22 protein-coding genes are annotated in these 24,007 nt (G+C 68.7%); 16 read left to right on the forward strand and 6 right to left on the reverse strand.

What is annotated here, in order from left to right:
* The first annotated feature begins 481 nt into the window (after positions 1 to 481).
* The 11 genes from AB0P41_RS31800 to AB0P41_RS31850 all read left to right on the forward strand — a co-directional run bounded on the left by AB0P41_RS31800 (position 482) and on the right by AB0P41_RS31850 (position 13,687).
* A complete protein-coding gene (locus AB0P41_RS31800) occupies positions 482 to 2,152 on the forward strand; it encodes an ABC transporter substrate-binding protein (RefSeq protein WP_365935583.1) in 1,671 nt (556 codons plus the stop codon).
* Positions 2,153 to 2,275: 123 nt separating this feature from the next.
* Complete coding sequence (locus AB0P41_RS31805; RefSeq protein ID WP_365935648.1) at positions 2,276 to 3,211, forward strand: ABC transporter permease; 936 nt, start codon at positions 2,276 to 2,278, stop codon at positions 3,209 to 3,211.
* Positions 3,208 to 5,004, forward strand: a complete 1,797-nt coding sequence (locus AB0P41_RS31810; protein WP_356714355.1) for a dipeptide/oligopeptide/nickel ABC transporter permease/ATP-binding protein — start codon at positions 3,208 to 3,210, stop codon at positions 5,002 to 5,004. Before AB0P41_RS31805 ends, AB0P41_RS31810 begins: the two co-directional genes overlap by 4 nt.
* Entirely contained in the window at positions 5,001 to 5,879 is an 879-nt protein-coding gene (locus tag AB0P41_RS31815; RefSeq protein WP_356714354.1) for an ABC transporter ATP-binding protein, read from the forward strand. The genes AB0P41_RS31810 and AB0P41_RS31815 overlap by 4 nt, the downstream gene beginning before the upstream one ends.
* A gap of 110 nt (positions 5,880 to 5,989) precedes the next feature.
* The gene (locus AB0P41_RS31820; RefSeq protein WP_356714353.1) at positions 5,990 to 6,967 is read left to right on the forward strand and encodes an alpha/beta hydrolase; all 978 of its coding nucleotides are present in this window, start codon (positions 5,990 to 5,992) and stop codon (positions 6,965 to 6,967) included.
* Between the two features lie 249 nt (positions 6,968 to 7,216).
* On the forward strand, positions 7,217 to 8,746 hold the full coding sequence (locus AB0P41_RS31825; RefSeq protein WP_356714352.1) for a long-chain fatty acid--CoA ligase: 1,530 nt from the start codon (positions 7,217 to 7,219) through the stop codon (positions 8,744 to 8,746).
* Complete coding sequence (locus AB0P41_RS31830; protein WP_356714351.1) at positions 8,743 to 9,510, forward strand: SDR family oxidoreductase; 768 nt, start codon at positions 8,743 to 8,745, stop codon at positions 9,508 to 9,510. Before AB0P41_RS31825 ends, AB0P41_RS31830 begins: the two co-directional genes overlap by 4 nt.
* A complete protein-coding gene (locus AB0P41_RS31835; RefSeq protein ID WP_365935586.1) occupies positions 9,504 to 11,471 on the forward strand; it encodes a dehydrogenase E1 component subunit alpha/beta in 1,968 nt (655 codons plus the stop codon). Before AB0P41_RS31830 ends, AB0P41_RS31835 begins: the two co-directional genes overlap by 7 nt.
* The gene (locus tag AB0P41_RS31840) at positions 11,468 to 12,199 is read left to right on the forward strand and encodes a hypothetical protein (protein ID WP_356714348.1); all 732 of its coding nucleotides are present in this window, start codon (positions 11,468 to 11,470) and stop codon (positions 12,197 to 12,199) included. Before AB0P41_RS31835 ends, AB0P41_RS31840 begins: the two co-directional genes overlap by 4 nt.
* On the forward strand, positions 12,196 to 12,972 hold the full coding sequence (locus tag AB0P41_RS31845; RefSeq protein WP_356714347.1) for an enoyl-CoA hydratase/isomerase family protein: 777 nt from the start codon (positions 12,196 to 12,198) through the stop codon (positions 12,970 to 12,972). Before AB0P41_RS31840 ends, AB0P41_RS31845 begins: the two co-directional genes overlap by 4 nt.
* A 49-nt stretch (positions 12,973 to 13,021) precedes the next feature.
* Entirely contained in the window at positions 13,022 to 13,687 is a 666-nt protein-coding gene (locus AB0P41_RS31850; RefSeq protein WP_356714346.1) for a TetR/AcrR family transcriptional regulator, read from the forward strand.
* A 193-nt stretch (positions 13,688 to 13,880) separates the two neighbouring features.
* Here the strand turns inward: AB0P41_RS31850 and AB0P41_RS31855 are convergent, their stop codons facing one another.
* Positions 13,881 to 14,939 carry an alcohol dehydrogenase catalytic domain-containing protein gene (locus tag AB0P41_RS31855; protein ID WP_356714345.1) on the reverse strand — a complete coding sequence of 353 codons (1,059 nt, stop codon included), beginning with the start codon at positions 14,937 to 14,939 and terminating at the stop codon, positions 13,881 to 13,883.
* Positions 14,940 to 15,228: 289 nt separating this feature from the next.
* On the opposite strand from AB0P41_RS31855, the gene AB0P41_RS31860 reads away from it, so the two are divergent.
* The 5 genes from AB0P41_RS31860 to AB0P41_RS31880 are packed head-to-tail and all read left to right on the forward strand — an operon-like array spanning position 15,229 to position 19,855.
* On the forward strand, positions 15,229 to 15,981 hold the full coding sequence (locus AB0P41_RS31860) for an ABC transporter ATP-binding protein (protein WP_356714344.1): 753 nt from the start codon (positions 15,229 to 15,231) through the stop codon (positions 15,979 to 15,981).
* Between the two features lie 43 nt (positions 15,982 to 16,024).
* The gene (locus AB0P41_RS31865; protein ID WP_365935588.1) at positions 16,025 to 16,672 is read left to right on the forward strand and encodes an ABC transporter ATP-binding protein; all 648 of its coding nucleotides are present in this window, start codon (positions 16,025 to 16,027) and stop codon (positions 16,670 to 16,672) included.
* A 14-nt stretch (positions 16,673 to 16,686) separates the two neighbouring features.
* Positions 16,687 to 17,565, forward strand: coding sequence for a branched-chain amino acid ABC transporter permease (locus tag AB0P41_RS31870; RefSeq protein WP_365935590.1), 879 nt, complete (start codon positions 16,687 to 16,689; stop codon positions 17,563 to 17,565).
* Entirely contained in the window at positions 17,562 to 18,569 is a 1,008-nt protein-coding gene (locus tag AB0P41_RS31875) for a branched-chain amino acid ABC transporter permease (protein WP_365935592.1), read from the forward strand. Before AB0P41_RS31870 ends, AB0P41_RS31875 begins: the two co-directional genes overlap by 4 nt.
* A 29-nt stretch (positions 18,570 to 18,598) precedes the next feature.
* On the forward strand, positions 18,599 to 19,855 hold the full coding sequence (locus AB0P41_RS31880) for an ABC transporter substrate-binding protein (protein WP_356714340.1): 1,257 nt from the start codon (positions 18,599 to 18,601) through the stop codon (positions 19,853 to 19,855).
* A gap of 33 nt (positions 19,856 to 19,888) precedes the next feature.
* Here the strand turns inward: AB0P41_RS31880 and AB0P41_RS31885 are convergent, their stop codons facing one another.
* From AB0P41_RS31885 to AB0P41_RS31905, 5 genes are all read right to left on the reverse strand, one after another.
* On the reverse strand, positions 19,889 to 20,770 hold the full coding sequence (locus AB0P41_RS31885; protein WP_356714339.1) for a class III extradiol ring-cleavage dioxygenase: 882 nt from the start codon (positions 20,768 to 20,770) through the stop codon (positions 19,889 to 19,891).
* A gap of 82 nt (positions 20,771 to 20,852) precedes the next feature.
* Entirely contained in the window at positions 20,853 to 21,344 is a 492-nt protein-coding gene (locus AB0P41_RS31890) for a MarR family transcriptional regulator (RefSeq protein WP_356714338.1), read from the reverse strand.
* A gap of 130 nt (positions 21,345 to 21,474) precedes the next feature.
* Positions 21,475 to 21,939: a DUF6069 family protein gene (locus tag AB0P41_RS31895; protein ID WP_356714337.1), complete on the reverse strand. Its 465-nt coding sequence runs from the start codon at positions 21,937 to 21,939 to the stop codon at positions 21,475 to 21,477.
* A gap of 151 nt (positions 21,940 to 22,090) precedes the next feature.
* Positions 22,091 to 22,945 (reverse strand): SDR family oxidoreductase, encoded by an 855-nt coding sequence (locus AB0P41_RS31900; RefSeq protein ID WP_356714336.1) that lies wholly within the window; start codon positions 22,943 to 22,945, stop codon positions 22,091 to 22,093.
* A gap of 80 nt (positions 22,946 to 23,025) precedes the next feature.
* Positions 23,026 to 23,976: an NADP-dependent oxidoreductase gene (locus tag AB0P41_RS31905; protein WP_356714335.1), complete on the reverse strand. Its 951-nt coding sequence runs from the start codon at positions 23,974 to 23,976 to the stop codon at positions 23,026 to 23,028.
* Positions 23,977 to 24,007: the final 31 nt, after the last annotated feature.

A 24,007-nucleotide genomic window follows, 5' to 3' on the forward strand; every position in this document is an offset into this window, starting at 1 on the left:
TGAGGAGCTGGAGGTGCGGGGCTCCCGGCCGTGACCCGGGCTGCGGTGAGCCAAGAGGAAACCGGTGCCGGGCGGCCGGGACGGCAAGGTCCGCGGCATCCAGCCCGAGCGATGGCTGAAGGGCGGCCGACGAGCGGTCCCGTGGCCGCCGGCTCCAGCGTCACGGCTCGGTTCCGCACCCTCCAGCGACGATGCTGCGCCTCGCAGCGGGAGCGCCCGTTGCGCCGAGGGCCGGGACACCCCCCGACGGGCGCTAGGAGTGCCTCGCTTGTACCGGCCGGTACATTCCTGGACGTCATCGGTTCGTCCGCATCCCAGGTCTCGGTGGCAGCCTGCGGCCTCGATGGTCTGTCTGTCGAATTGCGGGAACGATCCCTGATGCATCGCCATGGAAGACCCGCGAGGTGGCAGGGTCATCAAGATTCAGGGCGCCGCGACCTTGAGGCGCCGCTTCTGATCGTTACCCGGCCTAAGGGATAACGTGAATGTAACAGACCTGTCGCCCTCCATTGACGCATTCATCAACTGGATGGTTGGCTCCATCGGAGAGCAGGCAGTAGTGCACGCTCTCACCGTGACTCATGGAGGTGGGCGCGTGCCGCGCAATTGGTGGTTCCCCGCATCGTCACCTACGCGCGGTTTGCGTGGGACGGCCGGGCTGGTCGTAGGCGGGCTATTTTTTCTCTCTGCATGCGGAGGGGGTGGCAGCAGTAACGTCGGCAGCTCCGGGGGCGGATCCGACGGTGTTCTGAGGCTGGCGCTCGAGAACACGCTTCCAGGATGGGACTGGAGGAAACAAATCAGTGCCGGGCACACCGGTCTCGAATGGCGACCGGTCTACGACACTCTGTTGCGGACGCAGAGCGACGGAACTGTCACACCCAATGCCGCGGAGAAATACTCCTACAACGATGACAAGACGCTGCTCACGCTGAAGTTGCGTGAGGGCATGAAGTTCACAGACGGAGCGCCTGTCGACGCGAAGGCCGCGAAGCTCAGCCTGGAAGGCTTCCGCGACGGGGGCGGGTCGGACTCGCTCCGGCTGGGCGGTGTCAAGGTGCGAGTGGTGGACGATCTGACGCTCACCCTCACGTTGCCGGCGGCGAATCCGGCCCTGATCAGCTACCTCGGAGGGTCCTCGGGCCAGCTGGTGAGCCCGGCGTCGATGGATTCCCCGACCTTGGCGACCAAGCCGGTCGGCAGCGGCCCGTATGTGCTGAACACCCGGGAGACGGTGACCGGGAGCAAGCTCGTCTTCAACCGGAACCCGGACTACTGGAACCCTGGCGACTTCGCTTACGACAAGCTGGAATTCCTCGTCATGGCGGACGAGACGGCGCAGCTCAATGCGTTGTCGACCGGGCAGATCGACGGTGCCGAGATTTCACTCGGAAGTATCGAGCGGGCGAAGTCGTCGGGCCTGCATGTCAAGAGCTTCCAAAATCTCTGGAGCGGGCTGTTCTTCCTGGACCGGGCCGGCGCGAAGATTCCCGCCCTCGGGGATGTGCGGGTGCGGAAAGCAATCAACATGGTGTTCGATCGGCCGGCGATTGCTGAGGGCATCTGGAACGGTAATGGCAAAGCAAACAGCCAAACCTACGGTCCTCCCAGTGTTGCGTATCAGGAGGACCTCCTCAAGTATTACCCGTACGACATCGAGGCCGCGCGAAAGCTGATGAAGGAAGCCGGCTATGCCGATGGTTTCAGCGTCGTACTGCCGGAGGTTGATCACTACAATGACGAATACAGTGCCATCGCGGTGCAGCAACTCGCCGAGCTGAATATTCGCGCCAAAGTAGTTTCCGTGCCGCGGCAGGAGTCCATCCCCCGCATCCTTGGCGGCGAGTTTCCCATGTTCGTCTACAAGATGCCTGTGAACCCCGAGGCGGAGCAGGTCTCGAACGTATTGGGCCCGAAGGGTGCTTTCAACCCCTACCACAGTGCGGATCCAGGGCTGACCAAACTGCTGGAGAAATGGAAAGTCGCCGACGGGGACGAGGCGGCGGACATCTACAAGCAGATCAACCGCTTCTTGGTCGAGAACGCGTGGTTCGCGCCTTTCGGTAACCCGGACTCGCCCTGGGCCTTCAACGGCTCCACCACCATCACCGGGACGCTGGGCACGACGCCCCCGCTCTTCGCCTTCAAGTAGCAAAGCCGTGCGGCCGGCCGACAGGACCCACAGGTCGCGCCGGCCGGCAGCCCCGCTCGGCTCCTCACAGGGTGACATGGTCCGTACCGCTCGTTCGAAGATTGCCGCGAGGTCGCAATGCTGATGTATGTGGGGCGAAAACTCGTCTCTGGGCTGGTCCTGTTCATTACCGTCACTCTGGTGACCTTTGTCCTCGTCTTCTCGAACGGGGAACAGTCCGTGCGCAACAACCTCGGTGAGCTGGCCACCGATGAGCAGGTGGCACGCCGGGTAGCTCAACTGAATCTGGATCAGCCGGTTCTCACCCAGTACGTCAAGTGGCTCGGCGACCTGCTGACCGGAAGCCTGGGCGAGAGCTTCAATTCCGGCGAGGAGGTGGTGACCCTCCTCGGTTCGCGCGTAACCGTCACCCTCTCGATCATATTTCTCGCACTGCTGTTCACGTCGCTTCTCAGTGTCAGTATCGGCGTCCTCTCCGCGGTCAAGGGAGGGTGGATCGACCGCGCGCTGCAGTTCATCGCCGGCAGCGCGGTGGCCCTGCCCAGCTTTCTCGTGGCCATCGCGCTCATGTTCCTGTTCGCCATCGCACTTCCCGTTTTCCCGGCGACGGGCTACATGCCCTTCAGCGTCAGTCCCGAAGGCTGGGCGGCGTCACTGGTTCTACCCGTCTCCGCCCTGGTGATCCACATGGTCGCCAGCTCGGCCCAGCAGTTCCGTGGGGCGATGGTGGACACCCTGAAGCAGGACTACATCCGGACCCTGCGCTCGCGCGGTCTGTCCGAGCGAGCGGTGGTGCTCCGGCACGCGTTGCGAAACGCCGCGGCACCCGGACTGACGATTCTGTCGGTGCAGACCATCGGCCTGGTCGGAGGAGCGGTGGTCATCGAGCAGGTCTTCGCGTTGTCCGGCGTCGGCCAGTTCACCATAACGTCGTCCCTCGCCGGTGATTTGCCGTCCGTGATGGGCGTCGTCGTCTTCGGAACTCTGCTCGTCCTCGTCGTGAACATAGTGGCAGATGTCCTGAACGCCTGGATCAATCCGAAGGTGAGGCTGTCATGAGTGACGCCATGTCCAATCAGGTTGCTCCGCAATCGGACGACCGCGTGGCCGGGCGCGCGCTCTGGCGCCGGGTGCTGAGCAGCCCCGTGGGCTTCGTGACGGTCCTGATCCTTGTCCTGGCCCTGGTGTTCGGGCTGGCGGCACCCTGGCTGGCACCCTTCGACCCGAATCTTCTGCGGCTGGAGGTGACGAACGACGGGCCCTTCCGGGGGGACTTCCTCCTCGGTGGTGACAGCACGGGGCGGGACATCCTGAGCCGGCTCATGTTCGCCACCCGCAGCACCATTCTGGCGTGCCTCGTGGTGCTCGTCGTGAGTTCGGTCCTGGGCGGGATCACCGGCCTGCTCGCCGGCTACTTCGGCGGCCGACTCGACGATTTCGCCGACTGGGTGTCCAACGTCTTCCTGGCGCTGCCGGGCATCGTCCTGCTGATCGTGCTGTACACCGTCATCGGACCGAACATCATGGTCGCCATGGCGGTCTACGGGGTTCTGCTCGCGCCGTCGTACTTCCGGCTGGTCCGGTCGTCGGTCAAGAGCATTCGGAACGAGCTCTATGTCGACGCGGCACGGGTCGCCGGCCTCTCCGACGGGCGTATCGTCGCCCGCCACATCCTCCGGGCCGTCCGGGGCCCCATCATCGTCCACAGCTCCTTCGTCGTGGCGTCGGGGATCGGCATTCAGTCGGCACTCGAGTTCCTGGGCCTGGGCGATCCGTCCAAGCCCTCCCTGGGCGGAATGCTCCAGGACGCGTTCACCAACATCTACCTGAACCAGGTCGCGGTGGTGTGGCCCGTGCTTCTGATCGGTGTGAGCACGCTGTGCCTCGTCCTGCTGGGCAACGTCGTTCGTGACGCCCTGCAGTCCTCCGCGAACAGGCCCACCGCTCTCGCCCCCTCGGTGGTCCGGCGACTGCGTGCCGAGCAGGTCAGCGGTTCGGAGTCACCGGCGGAAGCGGTGGAGGGCGGCCGGCCCCCGCTCCTGCGGGTGCGCGACCTGGCCGTCGGCTACCCCGACTCGACGACGACGGCGAAGGCCGTCGTGCACGGAGTCGACCTGACGGTCGAACGCGGTGAGATCCACGGGCTCGTGGGGGAGTCAGGATCCGGGAAGTCACAGGTCGCCCTGTCCATTCTCGGCATCCTCCCGCCGGAGGCGGTAACTTTCCGCGGAGCGATCGAGTTCCAGGGAGAGGACCTCCTGGCAGCGCCGAAGCGAGTGAGGGCGGTTCGAGGGCGCCGGATCGGCTACGTGCCCCAGGAGCCGCTGAGCAACCTTGATCCCGCCTTCACGATCGGGCAGCAGCTGACGTACGGCCTTCGGGCGGTCAAGGACGTGTCCCGGCGCGACGCCAGGGAGCAGCTGCTGGAACTCCTGGACAGCGTGGGAATCAGGAATTGCGCCCGTGTCTTCGACCTCTATCCCCATCAGGTATCGGGCGGAATGGCGCAGCGTGTGCTGATCGCCGGGGCGCTGGCCGGCGACCCGGAGCTGATCATCGCGGACGAGCCGACAACAGCCCTTGACGTAACGGTGCAGGCCGACGTTCTCGACCTGCTGCGGAACCTACAGCAGGAGCGGGAGCTCGGCATGGTGATCGTGACGCACAACCTCGGTGTCGTGGCTGACATCTGTGACAAGGTCAGCGTGATGCAGTCGGGACGGATCGTGGAGTGCGGCCCTGCCAATGACTTGTTCACGTCTCCGGAGCACGAGTACACACAGATGCTGTTGAGCTCCACTCTCGACGGTGCCGAGATGCGGAAGCCGCTCGCGGTCGGGAGCGAGGTGTGAACAACTCCGTCGCCGGTCCCGCACCGCTCCTGTCGGTCCAGGACCTTCACGTCAGCTATCCGACCAAGGGGTTTCGTTCGCCGCCGGTGACGATCCTCAACGGAGTGTCCCTCGACATCCGTCAGCACGAGACGGTGGGCCTGGTCGGGGAGTCCGGGTCCGGCAAGACCACACTGGGGCGGGCGCTGCTCGGCCTCGCTCCCGTGACCGGTGGCCGGGTGGTCTTCGAGGGGCGGGACATCTCGACGCTCTCCCGCACCGAACGACGCCGTCGGGCGAGGGACCTCCAGGTGGTGTTCCAGGATCCCTACTCGTCACTGAACCCCGCCATGACGATCGAGGACATTCTGACGGAGCCACTGCTGGCCGACGGGGAGAAGGCCGGACGCGACGTCGTCAGGCGTCTGCTCGACCAGGTCCACCTCCCGCACGACGCGGGGCGACGTTTGGCCCGCGAGTTCTCGGGCGGCCAGCGCCAGCGGATCGCGATTGCCCGAGCCCTGGTACTGGACCCCAAGCTGGTCGTCTGTGACGAGCCGACGAGCGCGCTCGACATGTCGACCCAGGCGACGATTCTGACGCTGTTCAAGGAGATCCAGGAGGCGACGGGGGTCGCCTATCTGTTCATCACCCACGATCTTGCCGTGGTGCGTGCCATCAGTCACCGGATAGCCGTGCTGCTGCACGGGGAAATCGTCGAACTGGGCCCGGCGGCCCAGGTCACGGGGGATCCGCAGCATGCCTACACCCAGCGGCTCCTGATGGCCGCGCCCGTGGCCGACCCGGCTGCCCAGCGAGCCCGGCGTGCCGAACGCCGGCAGTTGCTGGAGAGGCAGGGCGGACGGCACGCCGAGGTTGTCGACGCCGCAAGCTGACCGGCCCCGGCGTGCATCGGCCCGGCCGTGTCGGGCCGGCAGCCGCCCGGGGGAAATGCCGGGTTCACGGCCGATGCGGCCTCCCGATCTCACAGCGAAGGAGCAGAAAGATGCCAGAATTGGATTCAGGGGAGATTCCGGGCAGACGCCTCGTCCTCAAGGGCGCGATGCTGGCCACCGGGGTGGCGGCATCGGCCGGGGCCCTGGCACCGGCCGCGTCGGCGGCCACCGCTGAACGAGGCGGGCACGGTGACCCGGAGGGTCCCGAGCCGATCCCGGAACAGCTGCCGGTGACCGAGGGGTTCGTGGAGGTCCCCGGCGGAGCGCTCTGGTACTGGGACACCGGCGGCAAGGGATCGCCCGTCATCCTCTCCCATGCGGGCACCGGGAGCGCACTGGCGTGGCCCTACCAGCAGCCCGCGCTGACCAGGGCCGGACACCGGGTGATCGCCTACTCGCGGCGTGGGCACTACCGGTCGTCGGACGCGGCCACCGCGGATCCGTCGGCCGCGGATGACCTGAGGATGCTGGCCGACCACCTCGGGGTGGACAGGTTCCATCTGGTCGGTGCGGCACTTGGTGGTTTCGTCGCCACGGATTTCGCGCTTTCCTACCCGGAGCGGCTGCTCAGTCTGGTGCTGGCCAACAGTCAGATGGGCATCGAGGAGCCCGATTTCGCCGACACTCTCACCCGGCTACGGCCGCCGGAGTTCGGCGCCCTTCCGCATTCCTTCAAGGAGCTCAGCCCGGCCTACCGCGCGGTCAACCCGGAAGGTCTCCGCATGTGGGAGGAGATCACCGAGCGCTCCCGCCCCGGCCTGGCGCTACCGCTGCCGGTCCTGGCCCACGGGGTCACCTGGGACATGCTGAGGACCCTCAGGACGAGAACTCTGCTCACGGCGGGTGACGCGGATCTGTACATGCCGCCACCCATGATGAAGCAGGTGCTCAAGCACCTGCCCAACGCCTGTTCGCTCACGTTCTCCGAGGTCGGTCATACCCCTCACTGGGAGCGGCCGAGCGCCTTCAACCGCAAGATCCTGCAGTTCCTGGCGGGTGCCCGGTTCCCGGAGGGCGCCCGCTGCTGATCCCGCCGTGTGACGGACCGGTCGGCGGCTCCATTCGTGCCAGGCACCTCGCGTTCGGTGGGGTGCCTGGTCCCGTTATGGTGGACCGATTGGTACACGATAACGGTCGGCCGAAATCGGGAGTGCCGCCAACGTTGCGCTTCGCGCAGTGGAACGACTCTTGCCAGAAGCTCGGCTTCACCTTACGGTTCTGTTGACCAATCGGTCCATTAAACGTGCCGGGTCTCCGCATGACCGACGAGGAGCGAGATGGAGAATTTCGCCAGCACGCTCGACCATCAGGCCGAGCACCGGCCCGACAAGGTCGTGCTCACATACGGCGCCCGCACCCTGACCAACACGGCCCTGCACGAGCGTGTGAACGCGCTGGCGGCAGGACTGCGTGACCTGGGCGTCCGCCGCGGCGACATCGTGGGAATGCTGCTGTACAACTGCCCGGAGTTCCTGGAACTCGTGTACGCCGTCAACCGGCTCGGGGCGGCCTTCCTGCCGCTCAACTACCGGCTGGCACCCGCCGAGTGGGAATACATCCTGGCCGACAGCGAGGCCAAGGTGCTCATCGCCGACCCGGAGTTCACCGCCGCGCTCGACGGGCTGCGGCTCCCGGCGGTCCGAGCCCGCCTGACGACGGCGGCCGAGTCACCTGCCTCGCCGTGGCTCCCGTACGAGGCGCTGGTCACCGCACACCGTGGCGAGGGCGTACCGGTCGCCGACGTGCCGGGGGACGCCCTGCAGCGGCTCATGTACACCTCGGGCACCACATCCCGGCCCAAGGGAGTGTGCATCAGCCACCGCAACTTGGCCTGGAAGAACCTCGGGCTCATGGTGCAGTTCGGCCTCACCGACCAGGAGATCACCGTCGTCGCGGGCCCCTTGTACCACGTGGGAGCCCTGGACATGGGCGGCCTGGCAACGCTGCACGCCGGCGGCAGCCTCGTGCTCCAGCGCAAGTTCGACGCGGCCGGCCTTCTCGGGATGGTGGAAGAGCACCGCGCCACCAGCGTCTGGATGGCGCCGGCCATGGTCAACTCCGTGCTGCAACTGCCCGACGAGCTCGCCCGCAAGGACGTCAGCTCGATCCGCCTGATCCTGTCCGGCGGCGAGAAGATGCCCGAGGCGCGGCTGCGCACGGTCCTCGAGCGCTTTCCCGGGGTGTGGTTCGCCGACGCCTACGGACTGACCGAGACCGTCTCCAGCGACACCTTCGTGCCGTACGCCCATATGCACGACAAACTCGGCTCGGTCGGCCGGCCGCTCCCGCACAACCAGGTGAGAGTCGCCGACGAGCGCGGCGAACCCGTTCCGACCGACACGATCGGCGAGGTCCTGGTACGCGGCCCGAAGGTCTTCTCGGGTTACTGGCGTGACGACGAGGCCAACAAGAGGTCGTTCGTCAACGGCTGGTTCCGCACGGGCGACATGGGCCGCTTCGACGCCGACGGCTTCCTCTACATCGAGGACCGCAAGAAAGACATGATCGTCTCCGGCGGCGAGAACATCGCCACCCCCGAGATCGAACGCGTGCTGTACGAGCACGAGGACGTCGTCGAGGCGGCGGTCGTCGGCCGCTCGGACGAGCGGTGGGGCGAGGTGCCCCACGCCTTCCTGGTGCTGCGCGCCGGTGCCACGCTCACAGCGGCCGACGTCGCCGAGTTCTGCGCCGGACGGCTCGCCAAATTCAAGGTTCCCAAGCACGTCACCTTGATCGAGGAGCTGCCCCGCACCCCCTCGGGCAAGGTGCTGAAGCGCCAGCTGCGCCGGAACGAGGACCAGGCATGACCGAACACCCCTTTGACCTGACCGGTCGCGTCGTATGGGTCACCGGCGCGGGAAAGGGACTGGGCCGCGCCATGGCTGTGGCGCTGAGCCGGGCCGGCGCCCGGGTCGCCGTGTCCTCCCGTACGGCTGACGACCTCGACGGCCTGGCCGCCGAACTCGAGGCCGATGGCGGGCTGATCGACGTGCATCCGCTCTCCGTCGCCGATCCCGACGCCGTCCGCACCACCGCGGACGCCGTCGTCGAGCGGGCCGGACGCCTCGACGGGCTCGTCAACTGCGCCGGTATCAGTCCCGACTTCACCCGCAGCGAGCAGCTCGATGACGCCACCTGGTCCCGGATTCTCGACGTCAACCTGTCGGGCACCTTCTACTGCTGCCGTGAGGCCGGACGGATCATGCTCGGGCAGGGCGGTGGGTCGATCGTCAACGTCAGCTCCGTGCACGCCACCGCGGGTTTCGGGCGGCTCGCCGCCTACTCCGCGAGCAAGGGGGCCGTGGAGGCACTTACCCGCACCCTCGCCGTGGAGTGGGCCGAGCGCGGCGTCCGTGTGAACACACTCGCCCCCGGCTACTTCGACACCGAACTGAGCAAGCCTCTGATGAGCAACAACACCTGGGCCGAGCGCGTCAAGTCCGCGATCCCCATGGCCCGCACCGGTGACCCGGACGAACTCAGCGGGGCGGTGGTGTTCCTCATGAGTGACGCCTCCCGCTACACGACCGGCTCCACACTGACCGTCGACGGGGGATGGACCGCATGGTGAGCAACGACGAGCGCCTTGAGATGTACCGGCGGATGGCACGCATCCGGCAGTTCGAGCAGGCGGCTTCGAAGCTGTACAAGGACACAGAGATCCCCGGCTTCGTCCACCTGTCCATCGGGCAGGAGGCAACCGCGGTCGGCGCCTGCTGGCATCTGCGCGACGACGACGCGATCACCTCGACCCACCGCGGCCACGGGCACTGCCTGGCCAAGGGGCTCGACGTGGAGCCCATGTTCGCAGAGCTGATGGGCCGCGACGCCGGCACCTGCCGGGGTCGCGGTGGTTCCATGCACATCGCCGACCCGCAGCGCGGAGTCTTCGGCGCCAACGGCATCGTCGGAGCCGGCATCCCCATCGCCGTGGGGGCCGCGACCGCCGCACAGATGCGCGGCGAGGGGCAGGTTGCCCTGTCGTTCTTCGGAGACGGCGCCGTCGCCCAGGGCATGTTCCACGAGGCGGTCAACCTGGCCGCCGTATGGGACCTGCCCATCGTGTTCTTCTGCGAGAACAACAACTACTCCGAGTTCTCCCGCGCCGCCGACCAGCACCGGGCCGGCCTCGCCGCCCGTGCCGCCGGCTACGGCATCCGCTACGCGCACGTCGACGGCAACGACGTCATCGCCGTGGCCGAACTGATGGAGGGCCTGACAGCGGGGCTGCGCCAGGGTGACGGTCCCGTTCTCGTCGAGGCCGAGACCTACCGCTGGCACGGCCACTACGAGGGCGACCCGCAGCGGTACAGGACCGAGGACGAACTCGTCGAGTGGAAGCGGCGCGATCCGCTGATCCTGGCCCGCGCCCGGATGGCCGAGGCCGGGATCGAAGCCCGGGCCGCCGACGAGGTGGACGCCGAGATCGCTCGCGAGATCGAGGAGGCCGTCACCAGCGCACGCAAGGCTCCGTACCCCGAGCCGGGCAGCCTCCACGACCACGTGTGGGCGGAGCGGCCCGAACTGCCCGAACCCGCCCCGGCGGATGGCCCCGTCTTCCGCACCATGGACGCGGTGCGCGAGGCGGTCAGTTACGAACTCACCCACGACGGGGACGTGTTCGTCGCGGGTATCGACGTCGGTGAGGGCGGCAACGTCTTCGGGCTCTTCCGCGGGTTGGCCGACGAATTCCCCGGCCGGGTGCGGGACACTCCGATCTCCGAGTCGGCGATCGTCGGCACCGCGGTCGGCGCCGCGATGGCCGGCATGCGGCCGGTGGTGGAGGTGATGTACATGGACTTCATCACCGTATGCATGGACATGCTCGTCAACCAGGCCGCCAAGCTGCGCTTCATGACCGGTGGCAGGGCCTCCATGCCGCTGGTCGTGCGAACCCAGTTCGGTGCCGGACGCTCCTCGGGAAGCCAGCACTCCCAGAGCCTCGAGGCGATGCTCGCCCACGTCCCGGGGCTCACCGTGGTGATGCCCTCGAACCCCGCGGACACCTACGGGCTGCTGCGGGCGGCCATCCGCGACCCCAATCCGGTCGTCTTCGTGGAGAACCGGCTGCTGTACGGGAAGAAGGGCCCCCGCCCCGCCCCGGACCACCTGGTACCGATCGGCAAGGCCCGCGTGGTGCGGCCCGGCAAGGACATCACCCTGGTCAGCTACTCCCGGATGCTGATCGAGGCGCTGGCCGCAGCCGAGGTGGTTGCCGCCGAGGGCATCGACGTGGAGGTGATCGACCTGCGGACGGTGGCACCGCTGGACCGGGCCACGGTCCTGGACTCGCTGCGCCGCACCCATCGGCTGGTCGTCGCCCACGAGGGCGTGCAGGACTTCGGAGTGGGTGCCGAGCTGGCCGCGCTCGCCGCCAACGAGGGCTTCTGGCACTTGGACGCCCCCGTGGTGCGTGTCGCCCCGCCCGCCATGCCCGCGCCGTATTCGCCGCCCCTGGAGAAGGAGTGGCTGCCGGATCAGGACGCGATCGCCGGGGCGCTGCGACGAGTGGCCGGGGGAGAGTCCCGATGACCGAGCAGCGCGCGCCGGCCGCGGCACACCAGCCCGAGGCCCCTCCGGCCGAAGGTATCGCCCACCGCGCGGTCGCCACCCCATGGGTCCGGCGGCTGGCAGCGGAGCGCGGAATCCGGCTGGACGGGCCGGAGACGCGCGGACGCCGGATCACCACGGCGGACCTGGACGCACTGCGGACCCCGGACGTACCGGAGGCTCCGCCCACCTCGCCACCGCTGCACGCCGCTGCCCAGGTGGACCTCACGTCGCTCACCTCCCGGACCGGCGCGGACTCCCTGCGGCGTACGGCATGTGTGGCCGAGGCGCTGGTACGCGTGTGGCGGCACGCAGGGCTGATGAGTGACTCCAGCCTGCTCCGGGTCGTCCACGGAGATCACGCCGACACCATCGCCGACCCCGGAACCCTGTCGGCCGACGGCGTGTACGCCCGGCTCGGCGACCCGGAAGCCGGACCGCGGGGTACGGACGTGCTCTCCCTCGTCGACCTGTCGGACAGCCGGGTCACCTCCTTGGCGGGAGGCGAGGGGCCGCCAGGGCGCGGAGTGCTCACCCTGGGCGCCGCGCGGCCTGCCGTGACCGCTCTGCCCGACGGAGCGGGCGGGCACGTCATGGCCGTGCGTACTGTCGCGGCACTCGCGTACGAGGGAGGGCCGGACGCCGACCGTCACACGGTGGTGGCCGCGCTCGACGCCCTGGTCGATCTCCTGGAAGGAAGGCGTCCATGAATTCCCGTACACCGGTGCGTGTGGAGCGCGACGGAGCCGTGACCACGGTGTGGCTGGACGCGCCGCCGCTCAACCCCATCGACACCGGACTGCGCGAGGCCCTCGCCGCCGCCGTCGCGGACATCGCCGCGGACCCGACGGTACGCGCGGTCGTCCTCGCCGGCGGCGAGCGTGCCTTCGCCGCCGGCGCGGACATCGCCGGCCTGGCCGCCATGGACTACCCGGAGATCCTGGAGTGGAACGCGCGCCTGCAGCGCGTGTTCACCTCCATCGCCGAGCTGCCCCAGCCGGTGATCGCCGCGCTGCGCGGATACGCGCTCGGCGGGGGACTGGAGCTCGCCCTATGTGCCGACTACCGCGTCGCCGCCGAGGACGCGGTCGTCGGCCTCCCCGAGGTGCAGCTGGGCATCATGCCCGGTTCCGGCGGCACCCAGCGGCTGACGGAGATCGTCGGCCGCAGCCGGGCCAAGGAACTGATGATGACGGGCCGCCGGGTCCGGGCCGCCGAAGCGCTGGAACTGGGCATCGTGGACGAGGTTCTGCCCTCAGCGGAGGTCCATGCCCGTGCGACGGACTACGCCCGTGGGCTCGCCCGGGGCCCGCGGCTCGCGATCCGCGCGGTCAAGCAAGCCGTCGACGAGGCCGCCGGTGCCACCTCCACGGGGCTCGCCCTCGAACGCACCCTGCTGGCAGGGCTGTTCGCCACCGAGGACCGGGCCCGGGGAATGCGCTCCTTCCTTGAGCACGGTCCGGGGCACGCCGAGTTCGAGTGAGCAGCGCCTACACTGACCCCTGAGGAATCGACCGCAGGAGAGGACCAGCATGGCGAGGCCCCCGGGCCATGGCCCGGCTTTCGAGGGCCGGCGTCAGGAGATCATCGACCAGGCCGCGAGTCTGTTCGCGAAGAAGGGTTATACGGCCACTGGAATCGCCGAGCTGGGTGAGGCCGTGGGCCTGGGCAAGGGCGCCCTCTACCACTACATCGGTTCGAAGGAACAGCTGCTGGTGGAGATCCAGGACCGGGTCCTGCAGCCCCTTCTGCAGCGGGCCCGGGTCATCGACGCCCTCGACGCACCGTCGCTGGTCCGTCTGCGGCTGCTGTCCGAGGCGCTCCTCGAGGCGATCCTGTCCCGGCTCGACCACATCTGGGTCTACGAGCACGACTACCGTCACCTCACCGGGACCAACCGCAAGCGGCTGGTTCGTCAGCGCCGTGAGTTCGAATGGCTCCTTCAGGGTCTTCTGGAGGAGGCCATAGAGGAGGGCGCTCTGCGCCGCACCGACCCCCGCCTGGCGGCCCTGCAGTTCCTCAACCTGCACAACCACACATACCAGTGGGCCGGTACCAGAGGACCCGCTTGGACCGCCGCCCACCTCTCGGGTGAGTACTGCCGCACCTTCTTCGGTGGACTCGCCACAGACCGCGAGGCGCTGGAGAAGCTGGAGCAAAGCGTGGCAGAAGTCCGCGGTGCTCTCACCGCGGACTGACCGCCCGTGTCGCTCGGGCCGCGCGTTCGGCGCGTGGTGGTGGCGACAGAAACGACACGACGGCGACAACGACAACGACCCCGGGCAGGGGTGGAGCCCGGGGTCGTTGTCGTTGCTCCTGCTGCCCCGGTGCGGTCGGCAGCGGCAGGAGGGCAGGGGCGGAGCGCGGGCCGTCGAACCAGCGAGGGCTCCGTCAGCTCGTGAGGGGGGTCAGTAGTACCTTCAGGTGGTCGTGGTTCCGCCCGGCCAGCTCGTCGAGGACCGCGACGCCCTCGGAGAGCGGGCGTACGCCGGTCAGGAGGCAGGAGGCGTCGAGCCGGCCGTCGGCCATGAGAGCGAGAACGCGGGGAATGTCGAAGTTGTAGCCGAGGGAGCCGCACAAGCTCCGTTCGTAGAGCACGAGTTGGCGCACGTCGATGGAGAGCGCGGCCTCGGTGATGCCGGCCACCGCCATCCGCCCCCCGCGGCGCAGACTGCGCAGACCGAGGTCGACGGCGTCGGGACGGCCGGTGGCGTCGATCGCGACGTCCGGGCCGACGCGGCCGGTGCGGATGAACACCTCGCGCCGCACGTCGGTGGTGGTGGGGTCGAACACCTCGGTGGCGCCCGCGGCGAGCGCTGACGCGTGCCGGGCAGTGGCCGGCTCGCTGACGTAGACCGCTCCGGCACCCGCCATCCGGGCGCCGAGGATCGCAGCGATGCCGATGGGGCCCGCGCCGAGCACCAGCACCATGTCACCCGGGCCGACGTCGGCCCGGGTGGCGGCGTGCAGACCGACGGCGAGCGGCTCCGCCAGGGCGGCCAGCTCGTCGCTCACCCCGTCCGGGACCGGGTGCAGACCGCGCAGCGGGACGGTGGCGTAGCGGGCGAAACCGCCGTCGGAGGCCAGACCGACAGAGCCCCCCTTGGCGCAGATGTGGTACTCGCCGTGCAGGCACCAGCGGCATTCGCCGCACGCCACGCACGGGTCCACGGCGACCCGTGTCCCGATCCCGACGCCGGGGCGTTCGCCGCCCAGGGCGACAACACGGCCGCTCATCTCATGGCCCATCGTCACCGGCGGGGCCTGCCCGGTCAGCGGGTGCTTCCCGGTGCGGATCATGTTCGGCCCGTGGCTGATCTCGTGCAGGTCGGTACCGCAGATTCCGCAGAAGGCGACCTCGACCACCGCGTAGCCGGCGGGCGGTTCACCCGGCTCGCCGACCTCTTCCAGACGCAGGTCTCCGCGCCCGTGCCATCGCAACGCCTGCACGTGAACCTCCCAGGGTTTTACATAACGATCAGTCCAAAGAATCGCATCTGCTGTCAGGTGTCAAGCTCTCGGTCCGCAAGGTGGGCGCTTTGTCACCCGCCGCCCCTCTGGTCGGGCCCTGGTGGGCAATTCGGATGGCGCAACCCCTTGACCACCTGATCGGGCACTGGCACCGTTCCCATGCCTAATCTGTGTACCGGATGGTCCATCAAACTGTCGGGCCGCGCTTCCCGACGGCCCGGCGTCGGCACCCGCTCCGGCGGTGGTGCCCTCACAGGACGGACAGGTGATGACCGCACAAGCACCAGCACGACCAGCGGCGCCGGTCCTGCGCGTCGACGGGGTCTCCCGTGACTTCGGAGGACTGCGGGCCCTGACCGACGTCTCCTTCACCGTGGACGAGGGCGAGATCCTCGGGGTGATCGGTCCCAACGGCGCCGGAAAGACCACGTTGCTCAACATCATGAGCGGCTTCCTGCCGCCCACCAGCGGCGACGTGATCTACCAGGGCAGATCCATTCTCGCCAGCCCACCCGACGCGCTGGCCCGATCCGGACTCGTGCGCAGCTTCCAGGACAGCCAGTCCTTCCCGGGCCTCACCGTCGCGGAGACACTGACAGCCGCGGCGCTGAGCCGTGAAAAGCTCCGCAGGGCGGAGCAGGAGGCGGCCCGGGTGATCGATGAACTCGGGCTCGGTCCACGCGCGGCCCTGCGCCCCGACCAGCTGTCCCTCCCGGACCGGAAGCTCCTGGAGATCGCCCGGTGCATAGTCATGCGCCCCTCGGTGATGCTGCTGGACGAGGTGATGGCCGGGCTCACCATGGCCGAAGTCGAAACACCCATCACCGCCATCGAGTCACTGCGGCGCGGGGGCGTCACCTTCATCCTGATCGAGCACGTCATGCCAGTGGTCACACGGCTGGCCGACCGCCTGGTCGTGCTCGACTTCGGCAGCTTCATCGCCTCCGGTGACCCCGGCGAGGTCCTGCGTGACGAGCGTGTCAAGAACTCTTATCTGGGGGGCTCCGGTGCTGAAAGTTGAGGGACTGACCGCCGGTTATGGCGGGACCACCGTGCTCGATGACGTGTCACTCACTGTGGGAGAAGGCGAATTCGTCGCCCTGGTCGGTTCCAACAACGCCGGCAAGAGCACACTCGTCAACGCGCTCACCGGTCTGGTGCCGCTGCGCTCGGGCACCAAGCACTGGCGGGGCGAGGACGTCACCCGGAGCTCGACGCGCGAACTCGCCCGCCACGGGATGGTGCAGGTTCCCGAAGGGCACCAACTGTTCCCGGAGATGACGGTTGCCGAGAACCTCATGGTCGGTGGCGCCGTGTGCAAGGGGACGGATCGGAAACAGACGACCGCACGCGTCATGGAACTGTTCCCCCGGCTCGAGGAGCGCACCCGGCAGCGCGCCGGCACCCTCTCCGGCGGCGAGCAGCAGATGCTCGCCATCGCCTGCGGTCTGATGGCCGGACCCCGGCTCCTGATCCTCGACGAGCCCTCGCTGGGCCTTTCGCCCAAGATCGTCCAGACGGTCTTCGCCGCCCTCACCGAACTGCACCGGCAGGGCCTGGCGATCCTCGTGATCGAGCAGAACCTCAAGGTGTCGCTCGCTCACGCCGAGCGTGGCTACGTCCTAGAACGCGGGCGCGTGGTGTTCGACGCGGACTCCGCGAGTCTCGCCCGGGACGACCGCGTCACCGCCGCCTACCTCGGCATTTCCTGACGGAGGCACTGCATATGGAACTCCTCATCCAGGCACTGGCCCAGGGCGTCCTTCTGGGTGCCACCTACGGACTGGTCGCACTCGGCGCGAACGTCATCTACAGCGTCTCCGGTGTGGTGAACTTCGCGCACGGCCACTTCCTCGTCGCAGCGATGTACCTCGCCTTCGCCCTGCAGTCATGGCTCTCCCTCGACCCCTACGTGGCGCTGTTCGCCGTCGTATCCGCGATGTACCTGATCGGACTGGCCACCCACCGCATCCTCATCCGGCCACTGAAAGGAAAACACGTCCTGGTCGTCGCCCAGCTCACGCTCGGCCTGTCCTTCGCCCTCCAGGGCCTGCTGCTGGTCGTGTTCGGCGGCAGTGTCAAACGCGTCGACTCGTTCCTGTCCGACCGTACGGTCCAGATCGGCGTGATTCGTCTGCCCGCTGCCGTGGTGGTGGCGGCGCTCCTGTCCGTGGTACTCGCGGTCGGCTTCTTCCTGCTGCTGGCGCGGACCGACTTCGGCCGGAGCGTCAGGGCCGTGCACCAGAACGGCACTGCCGCCGCCGCGATGGGCATCAGCATCCGCAAGGTCGAGGCACGCACCTTCGCGGTCGGCATCGCGATCGTGGGCATCGCGGGTGTCGCGCTGGCCTCGACATCGCCCTTCATGCCGTCGAGCGGACTGCAGTACACCCTCACTACGTTCCTGATCATGATCCTCGGAGGGATGGGCAACTTCATGGGAAACTTCGTCAGCGGCGTGCTCATAGGCGTGGCGACCGCCTGCGGGCAGGTCTACCTGTCCGGGTCACTCGCGCTGATGCTGCCGTTCCTCGTCTTCGTCGCCGTCGTGCTCTGGCGCCCGCAGGGACTGCTCGGAATCGCCGCGGGGGGTGCCCGCGCGTGAACCGTGTCAAACGAACCGACCTGGTCGTACTCGTACTGGTCGCCGTGGTCGGCCTGGCCTTCCCTCTGGTCTTTCCCAGCAACTACGTGATCAGCCAGGGCATCGAGATCCTGTTCTTCGTCGGCGTGTGCACGGCCTGGAACATCGTCGGCGGGATGGCCGGCCAGTTCGCGTTCACGCACAGCATCTACATCGGCTGCGGCGCCTACGCCGCGGCGGTCTGTTCGGTGAACGGGATCTCGCCCTTCCTGGGCATGGCGATCGGCTGCGCGCTCTCGGTGGTGCTGGGCCTCGCCATCGCCTGGACCGCCGCCCGCTTCCAGTTGCCGCGTCTGGCGTTCGCGCTCATCACGCTGGCCTTCAGCGAGATCGGCCTCCTGTGCGTGCTGGCCTCGGACCGGTTGGGCGGACCGGCCGGGTTCCCGATTCCTTTCACCGGGGGCGAGAGCTTCTGGATGCTCCAGCTCAGTTACACCGGCTACTACATGCTCGTCCTCCTCTTCACCCTGCTGTGCCTGGGCGTGGCCCTGACCCTCATGGTCACCCGCTCCGGTTACACGTACCGGTGCGTACGCGACAACGAACGGGCTGCCTCGGCCATCGGCATCTCCACGCTCCGGGTCAAGCTCCACTCCATGATGATCAGCGCGGCGCTGACCTCGCTCATAGGCAGTGCCTATGCTCTGTATCTGGGGTTCATCGATCCGCAGGAGCTGGCCGGCCCCGAGATCATGATCGAGGTCATCCTGTTCGCCGCAGTCGGCGGCATGGGCACCCTCTGGGGGCCGGCACTCGGCGCCGCCGTGCTCGTGCTGCTGGGCAACGTGCTGAGGGAGGAGTTCGGGGGCGTTCTCCCGCCGGGCTCCCACACCTTCGTCTACGGATCCGCTGTCGTCCTGGTCATCGTCCTCGCCCGTGAGGGACTTCTGGACGTCCTCCGCAAGGCATGGCGCACCGTGCGCGGACGCGCCACGGCCCGTACCGCGTCCCAGGGGGCGGCGTGACGCCCCCGCCCGTATCCAGGGAGGAAATTATGAAGACCACTGTGCCGCGCCCCGCCCTGCGCGCGCTGCGTAACGGCCTTGCCGCCCTGACTGCCATGGCGCTGGCTGCCGGGTGCACCGCGGCGGGCTACACCGACAGTGACGGCCCGGTGAAGATCGGCGTGGTCGTGCCGCGCAGCGGCGCGCTGGCCGCGTACGGGAACGGCGCCGTGGCGGGCATCGAGATGGTCGTCGACGACATCAACGCCTCGGGTGGAATCCGCAGTCTCGGCGGACGCCGGATCGAACTCGTCGTCGGCGACTCCGCCAGCAAGCCGAACGACGCCGCCCACGAGGCCCGCCGCATGATCGACAAGGAGGGTGTGTCGGCGATCCTCGGCCCGATCAGCTCGACCGAGGCCAGCGCCACGGCCGCGGTCACCGAACGGGCGCGCATGCCGGTGATCGCCATGGAGACGACCGGCGTCTACGGCGACCGGTCGTTCTACATCGTGAGCGTGGAGGCGACCCAGATGGGGGCCGCCTACGGCGACTTCGTGGACCACCTCGTCGACGACCAGGGCGAAGATCTCGAAACGGTCGTGATCACCTATCCGCAGAACGACTACGGCAAGGCCGCGTCGGCGGCGGCGGACAAGAGGCTGACGGCGCTCGGCTACGTGGTGAAGGACTCCATCGCGGTCGATCCGCAGACCGACGACTACACCCCGACCATGCTGCGGGTGAGGGCGGCCGACCCTGACGTCGTGGTGTCCGCGCTGTACGACCGCGACGGGATCCTGTTCCACCAGGCCCGGTACAACCTGCAGTACGACAAACCCGTCTTCCTGTGCGGCATCGGCGGCTGTGACGATCCGGGCGTGTGGGAGGCGCTCGGCCCACGGGCCGCCCGGGCGACACTGGCCCACCGGACGGTCAGCGAGTCCTTGTTCAACCCGTCGGCCGGCCTGCCGGGTCTGCAGAAGCTGCTCGCCGAGGCGAAAGGCAGGACCGACGTTCCGCTCGACCAGCACTTCGTGATCGGCGCCCAGACGGCGCGGATCGTGCAGGCGGCGCTGGAGGAGGCGGGTTCGGCCCGCCCGCAGGACGTCAACGCGGCCATGTCCCGGGTTCGTATCGCGCCCGGGAGCGCCTACCACTACCTGCCGACCGCGCCGGACGGAATCGCTTACAAGGACGGATCCATCAAGGGCGCTCAGCCCGTCTTCAACCAGTGGAAGGAGAACGGCACCCGCGTCATTGTCTACCCGCCGCTGTTGGCCGGCCGGGAGCCGGACCTGGACTGAGCGCCGCTCCGCCGTTCCCGGGACCGGGTGGGCTCACCTGATCTCGAAGGAGCGCTTCGCCAGACCCGCCATGTAACCGTCGATGACTGTCCGGGCCGGCTGTTCGGGGTTCTCCGCACTGCCCAACGTGATGAAGATGGGGAGGAAGTGGTCCGGGGTGGGGTGGGCATAGGGCATCCCGGGTGCGCGGCCGGCATAGGCGGCGAGTTCGCCGACGTCGCCGCGGGCGAGGGCGTCGGCGGCCCACATGTCGAAGTCGGAGGACCAACCGGGCACGGTGCCGTGGGCCATCATCTCGCGCGTGATGTACGGCAGTCCGTGAACCATGAAGCCGGAGCCCACGACGAGGATGCCCTCGTTGCGCAGAGGTGCCAGACGGCGGCCGAGTTCGAGCAGGCGATCGGGGTCGTGGGTGGGCATGGACATCTGCAGGACCGGGACGTCGGCGAGCGGGTACATGGCCATCAGCGGGATCCATGCACCGTGGTCCAGCCCTCGGGAAGGGTGCTGGTAGAGCGGCTCGTTGTCGGGCATCATCGCGGCGATGCGGGCGGTGAGCCCCGTAGCGTCCGGGGTGGCGTACTGCATCTCGTAGTAGCGGGGCGCGAAGCCGCCGAAGTCGTACACCAGTGGGGTCCTGGCCGCGGGGGCGGACAGCATGAGCGGCGCGTCCTCCCAGTGCGCGGAGACGATCACGACGGCCTTGGGTTGCGGCAGGGACTGCGTCCAGTCGAACAGCTGGCGGAGCCACTGACCGTCGTCGAGGAGCGGCGGAGCGCCGTGGCTGATGTAGAGGGCCGGCAGGGGGCCGTCGGCGGGAGTCCAGGGCCGCTGGGTGGCGGCCCGGGTCAGGGCGTCGGGCAGGAAGGCGTCGAATGCGCCTGCGGGTATCTCGGGATTCAGCACGTCGGGCATGATCGGCCTCCGGGTCGGGCGCGGATGCGGGTGTGTCGTCGGGGTGTCGGTGGGTGAGCCGTGCGCCGCAGGCCGGGGCCGGTCAGGTGGTGGGCATCCGGGGACAGGTGCGCTGGGGGTCGATGGCGTCGGTGACGCGTCGGCTGATCTCACGCAACTGCTTGGACTGCGCCTTGGTCAGGGGGTCGATGAGCAGGCGGCGTACTTCCTCGACGTGCCCGGGAGCGGTGGCGGTGACCTTGTCCCAGCCGGCGTCGGTGAGGGTGGCGAGAGTGAAGCGGCCATCCGCGGGGTCGGGGCTGCGCGTGAGCCAGCCCTTGTTCTCCAGACGCTTCGCGGTGTGGGAGAGGCGGGAGAGGGAAGCTTCGGCGAAGTCGGCCAGATCGCTCATCCGCAACGTGTGTTCGGGTGACATGGAGAGGCCGGCGAGGACCTGGTATTCGAAGTGGGAGATGCCGGCGTCGCGCTGCAGCTGAGCGTCCAGCGCGGCGGGGAGGCTGACGAGCATGGTGACCATGGCGAGCCAGGTCTGTTGTTCGTCATCGTCCAGCCATCGAGGTTCGTCGGTGTCCATACCCCCACGATAATTTGCTGCTTCAAATCCTATGGCGGATGCGTCGTTCATCGGCGTACCTCCGAATCCGCGGATGGGCGGATCTGTGCTGGAGACTCCCCGCCGGCGAGCGGGGGTCGGGGGCCGCGGTTCAGCCTCGGGGTGCGGCGTTCAGAGGCAGAGCGCGGTGGTACGCGGGCACCGCCACCGCGGCGACCGCGATGTGCATCACGATCAGGCCGATGATCCCGGCGGCGTCGGCGTGCGCCTTGTAGTCGCTGAAGAACATCATCAGGTCGGGAATGAAGGAGATGACCACGACCGCGGGGACCAGGCGGGACAACAGGGCGCGGGGATCGGCTGACCGCCGCCGGACCACGGCCCAGCCTGCCGCGCCTATGAGGACGCCGAGGAAGGTGAACGAGATGAACGACCCCGGCTGGAGGGGCTGGAAGTCCTCCGACGCCCCGGCTGCGACCGAGAGGAGAGCGATCACCTCGTTGAGGACGCTTGCGGCCACGATGCCCGCGATCAGCCACCCGGCGACAGCGGCCGGCCCCGGCTGGGTGCGGACGGGAACCGTGGACGCTGGGGGAAGTGAAGATGACGTGGACACAGGGAAGCTCCTTGGATGAGGGGGCGGGCGGTCGTGCTCGCCCCATGGTCCGCCTGATGGATGAGAGGCACCGGCAGGCGATCGCCCGGGCCGGGCTGCCCGTCCTGATCCAGGCGTCTCCAGGACGGGCGGAAAATGCCGCGTGACGCGCTCAGTTGCCCGTCGCTGCGGCGATGGTGGTGCGCACCGGGGTGGTGGGCCGGCCGGCGAGGCGGGCCAGGTCGCCGGTGGTGTCGGCCAGCTGGCCGTCGGCGGTACCCGCGTCGATCGATACGAGCATCTCCACGACGGGCTCGGGCAGGCCGGCTCCGGCCAGGGCCTTGGCATGCTCCTCGGCCGGAAGGTCCTGGTAGACGACCTTCGTTCCGGTGGCTGCGGTGATTTCGGCGGCGAGGTCGTCCATGGTCCAGGCGGTGTCGCCGGACAGTTCGTAGACGGTGTTGTCGTGGCCGTCACCGGTGAGGACGACGGCCGCCGCGGCGGCGTAGTCGGCGCGCGAGGCGGCGGCGACGCGGCCGCCGTGGGCGCTGCCGATGATGGTGCCGGTGGCCACGCCCTGCTCGGCGGTGGGGACGTAGTTCTCGTTGTACCAGCCGTTGCGCAGCAGGCTGTAGGTGAGTCCGCTGGCCTTGATCGCTTCCTCGGTGACCTTGTGCTCAGGGGCGACGGGCAGCGTGGAGGTGTCGGCGTGCAGGACGCTGGTGTAGGCGAGCAGACTGACGCCGGCGTTCTTGGCGGCGTCGACGACGGCCTGGTGCTGCGGAATGCGGCGGCCGACTTCGCTGCCCGAGATCAGGAGGATCTTGTCCGCGCCCTCGAAGGCGTTCGTCAGCGTTTCGGGGCGGTCGTAGTCGGCCTCGCGGACCTGGACGCCTCGCTCGGCGAGGTCGGCGGCCTTCGCGGGGGTGCGGACGGCCGCGACGATCTGCTCGGCGGGGACCCGGGTGAGGAGGTCTTCCACGACGAGGCGGCCGAGTTGGCCGGTGGCACCGGTGACGACGATCATGGGTATTCCTTACTTCGGTTCTTCGGCCGGCTAGCGCCGACCGCTCCGCCCGGAGGCGGACGGGGTGGTGTCGGGACGGTTCAGTCGGCGACGTGGATGACGATCTTGCCGCGTGTGCCGCCCGCGCTGAGGGCCGCGAGGCCGTCCGCGGCCTGTTCCAGGGGGAACACCTTGGTGATGTCGACCTGCAAGGTGCCCGCCGCGGCCAGGGCGGCCAGCGGCTCGAAGGCTTCCCGGAGGGGAGAAGCCATGATGTTGCTGCCCGTCAGCCCGGCCGCTGCGAGGACTTGTTCGTCTGCGGCACCCAGGGTGCTGGTGACCTTGCCGCCCTTGCGCACGGCGCTCAGGGGCAGGGCGTCGGGGCTGGAGGCGACCAGGTCGATGAGGGCGTCGACCCCGCCCGGATAGGCGGCGGTCACCTGATCGGCGATCGGCGTCCCGGACCTGTGGTCCACCACCGTCGCCGCACCGAGGCCGATGAGCCGGTCGCTGTCGGCGGCCCTTCCGGTGGCGACGACGGTGACGCCGCGGGCGGCGAGCAGCTGTACGGCGTACGAGCCCACGCCCCCGGTGGCCCCGACCACCAGGACCGCCTGGCCCTCCGCGGCCTCGACTGCGTCCACGGACGCGAGGGCGGCAGTGCCGGCGAGCGGCAGTGCCGCAGCCGTGTCGAAATCCAGGCCGGCCGGCTTGGCCGCTACCGCGGCGGCCGGGATCAGTGCGTACTCGGCGATGCTGCCTGCCTGGATCGGCGGGGCGAGCAGGACGTGTCCGATGACCTCGTCACCCACCGCTACGTGGTCGACGCCTGCCCCGACCGCCTCGACGACTCCAGCGGCGTCCCGTCCCACCACCAGCGGGTAGAGGTGGGGCATCATCTCGGCCATCATGCCTGCGACCAGGGTCTTGTCGATGGCGTTGAGGGCGGCGCTCTTCACTCGTACCAGGACGGCGCCATCGGTGACCTCAGGCACGGGCAGGTCGGAGACGACGGGCTGGGCGCCGGACTCGGGAACGTTGAATGCGCGCATGACAGGCTCCATGGATCTGGGTGTTACGGGT

It is taken from the genome of Streptomyces sp. NPDC079167 (assembly GCF_040686735.1).
Lineage (GTDB): Bacteria > Actinomycetota > Actinomycetes > Streptomycetales > Streptomycetaceae > Streptomyces.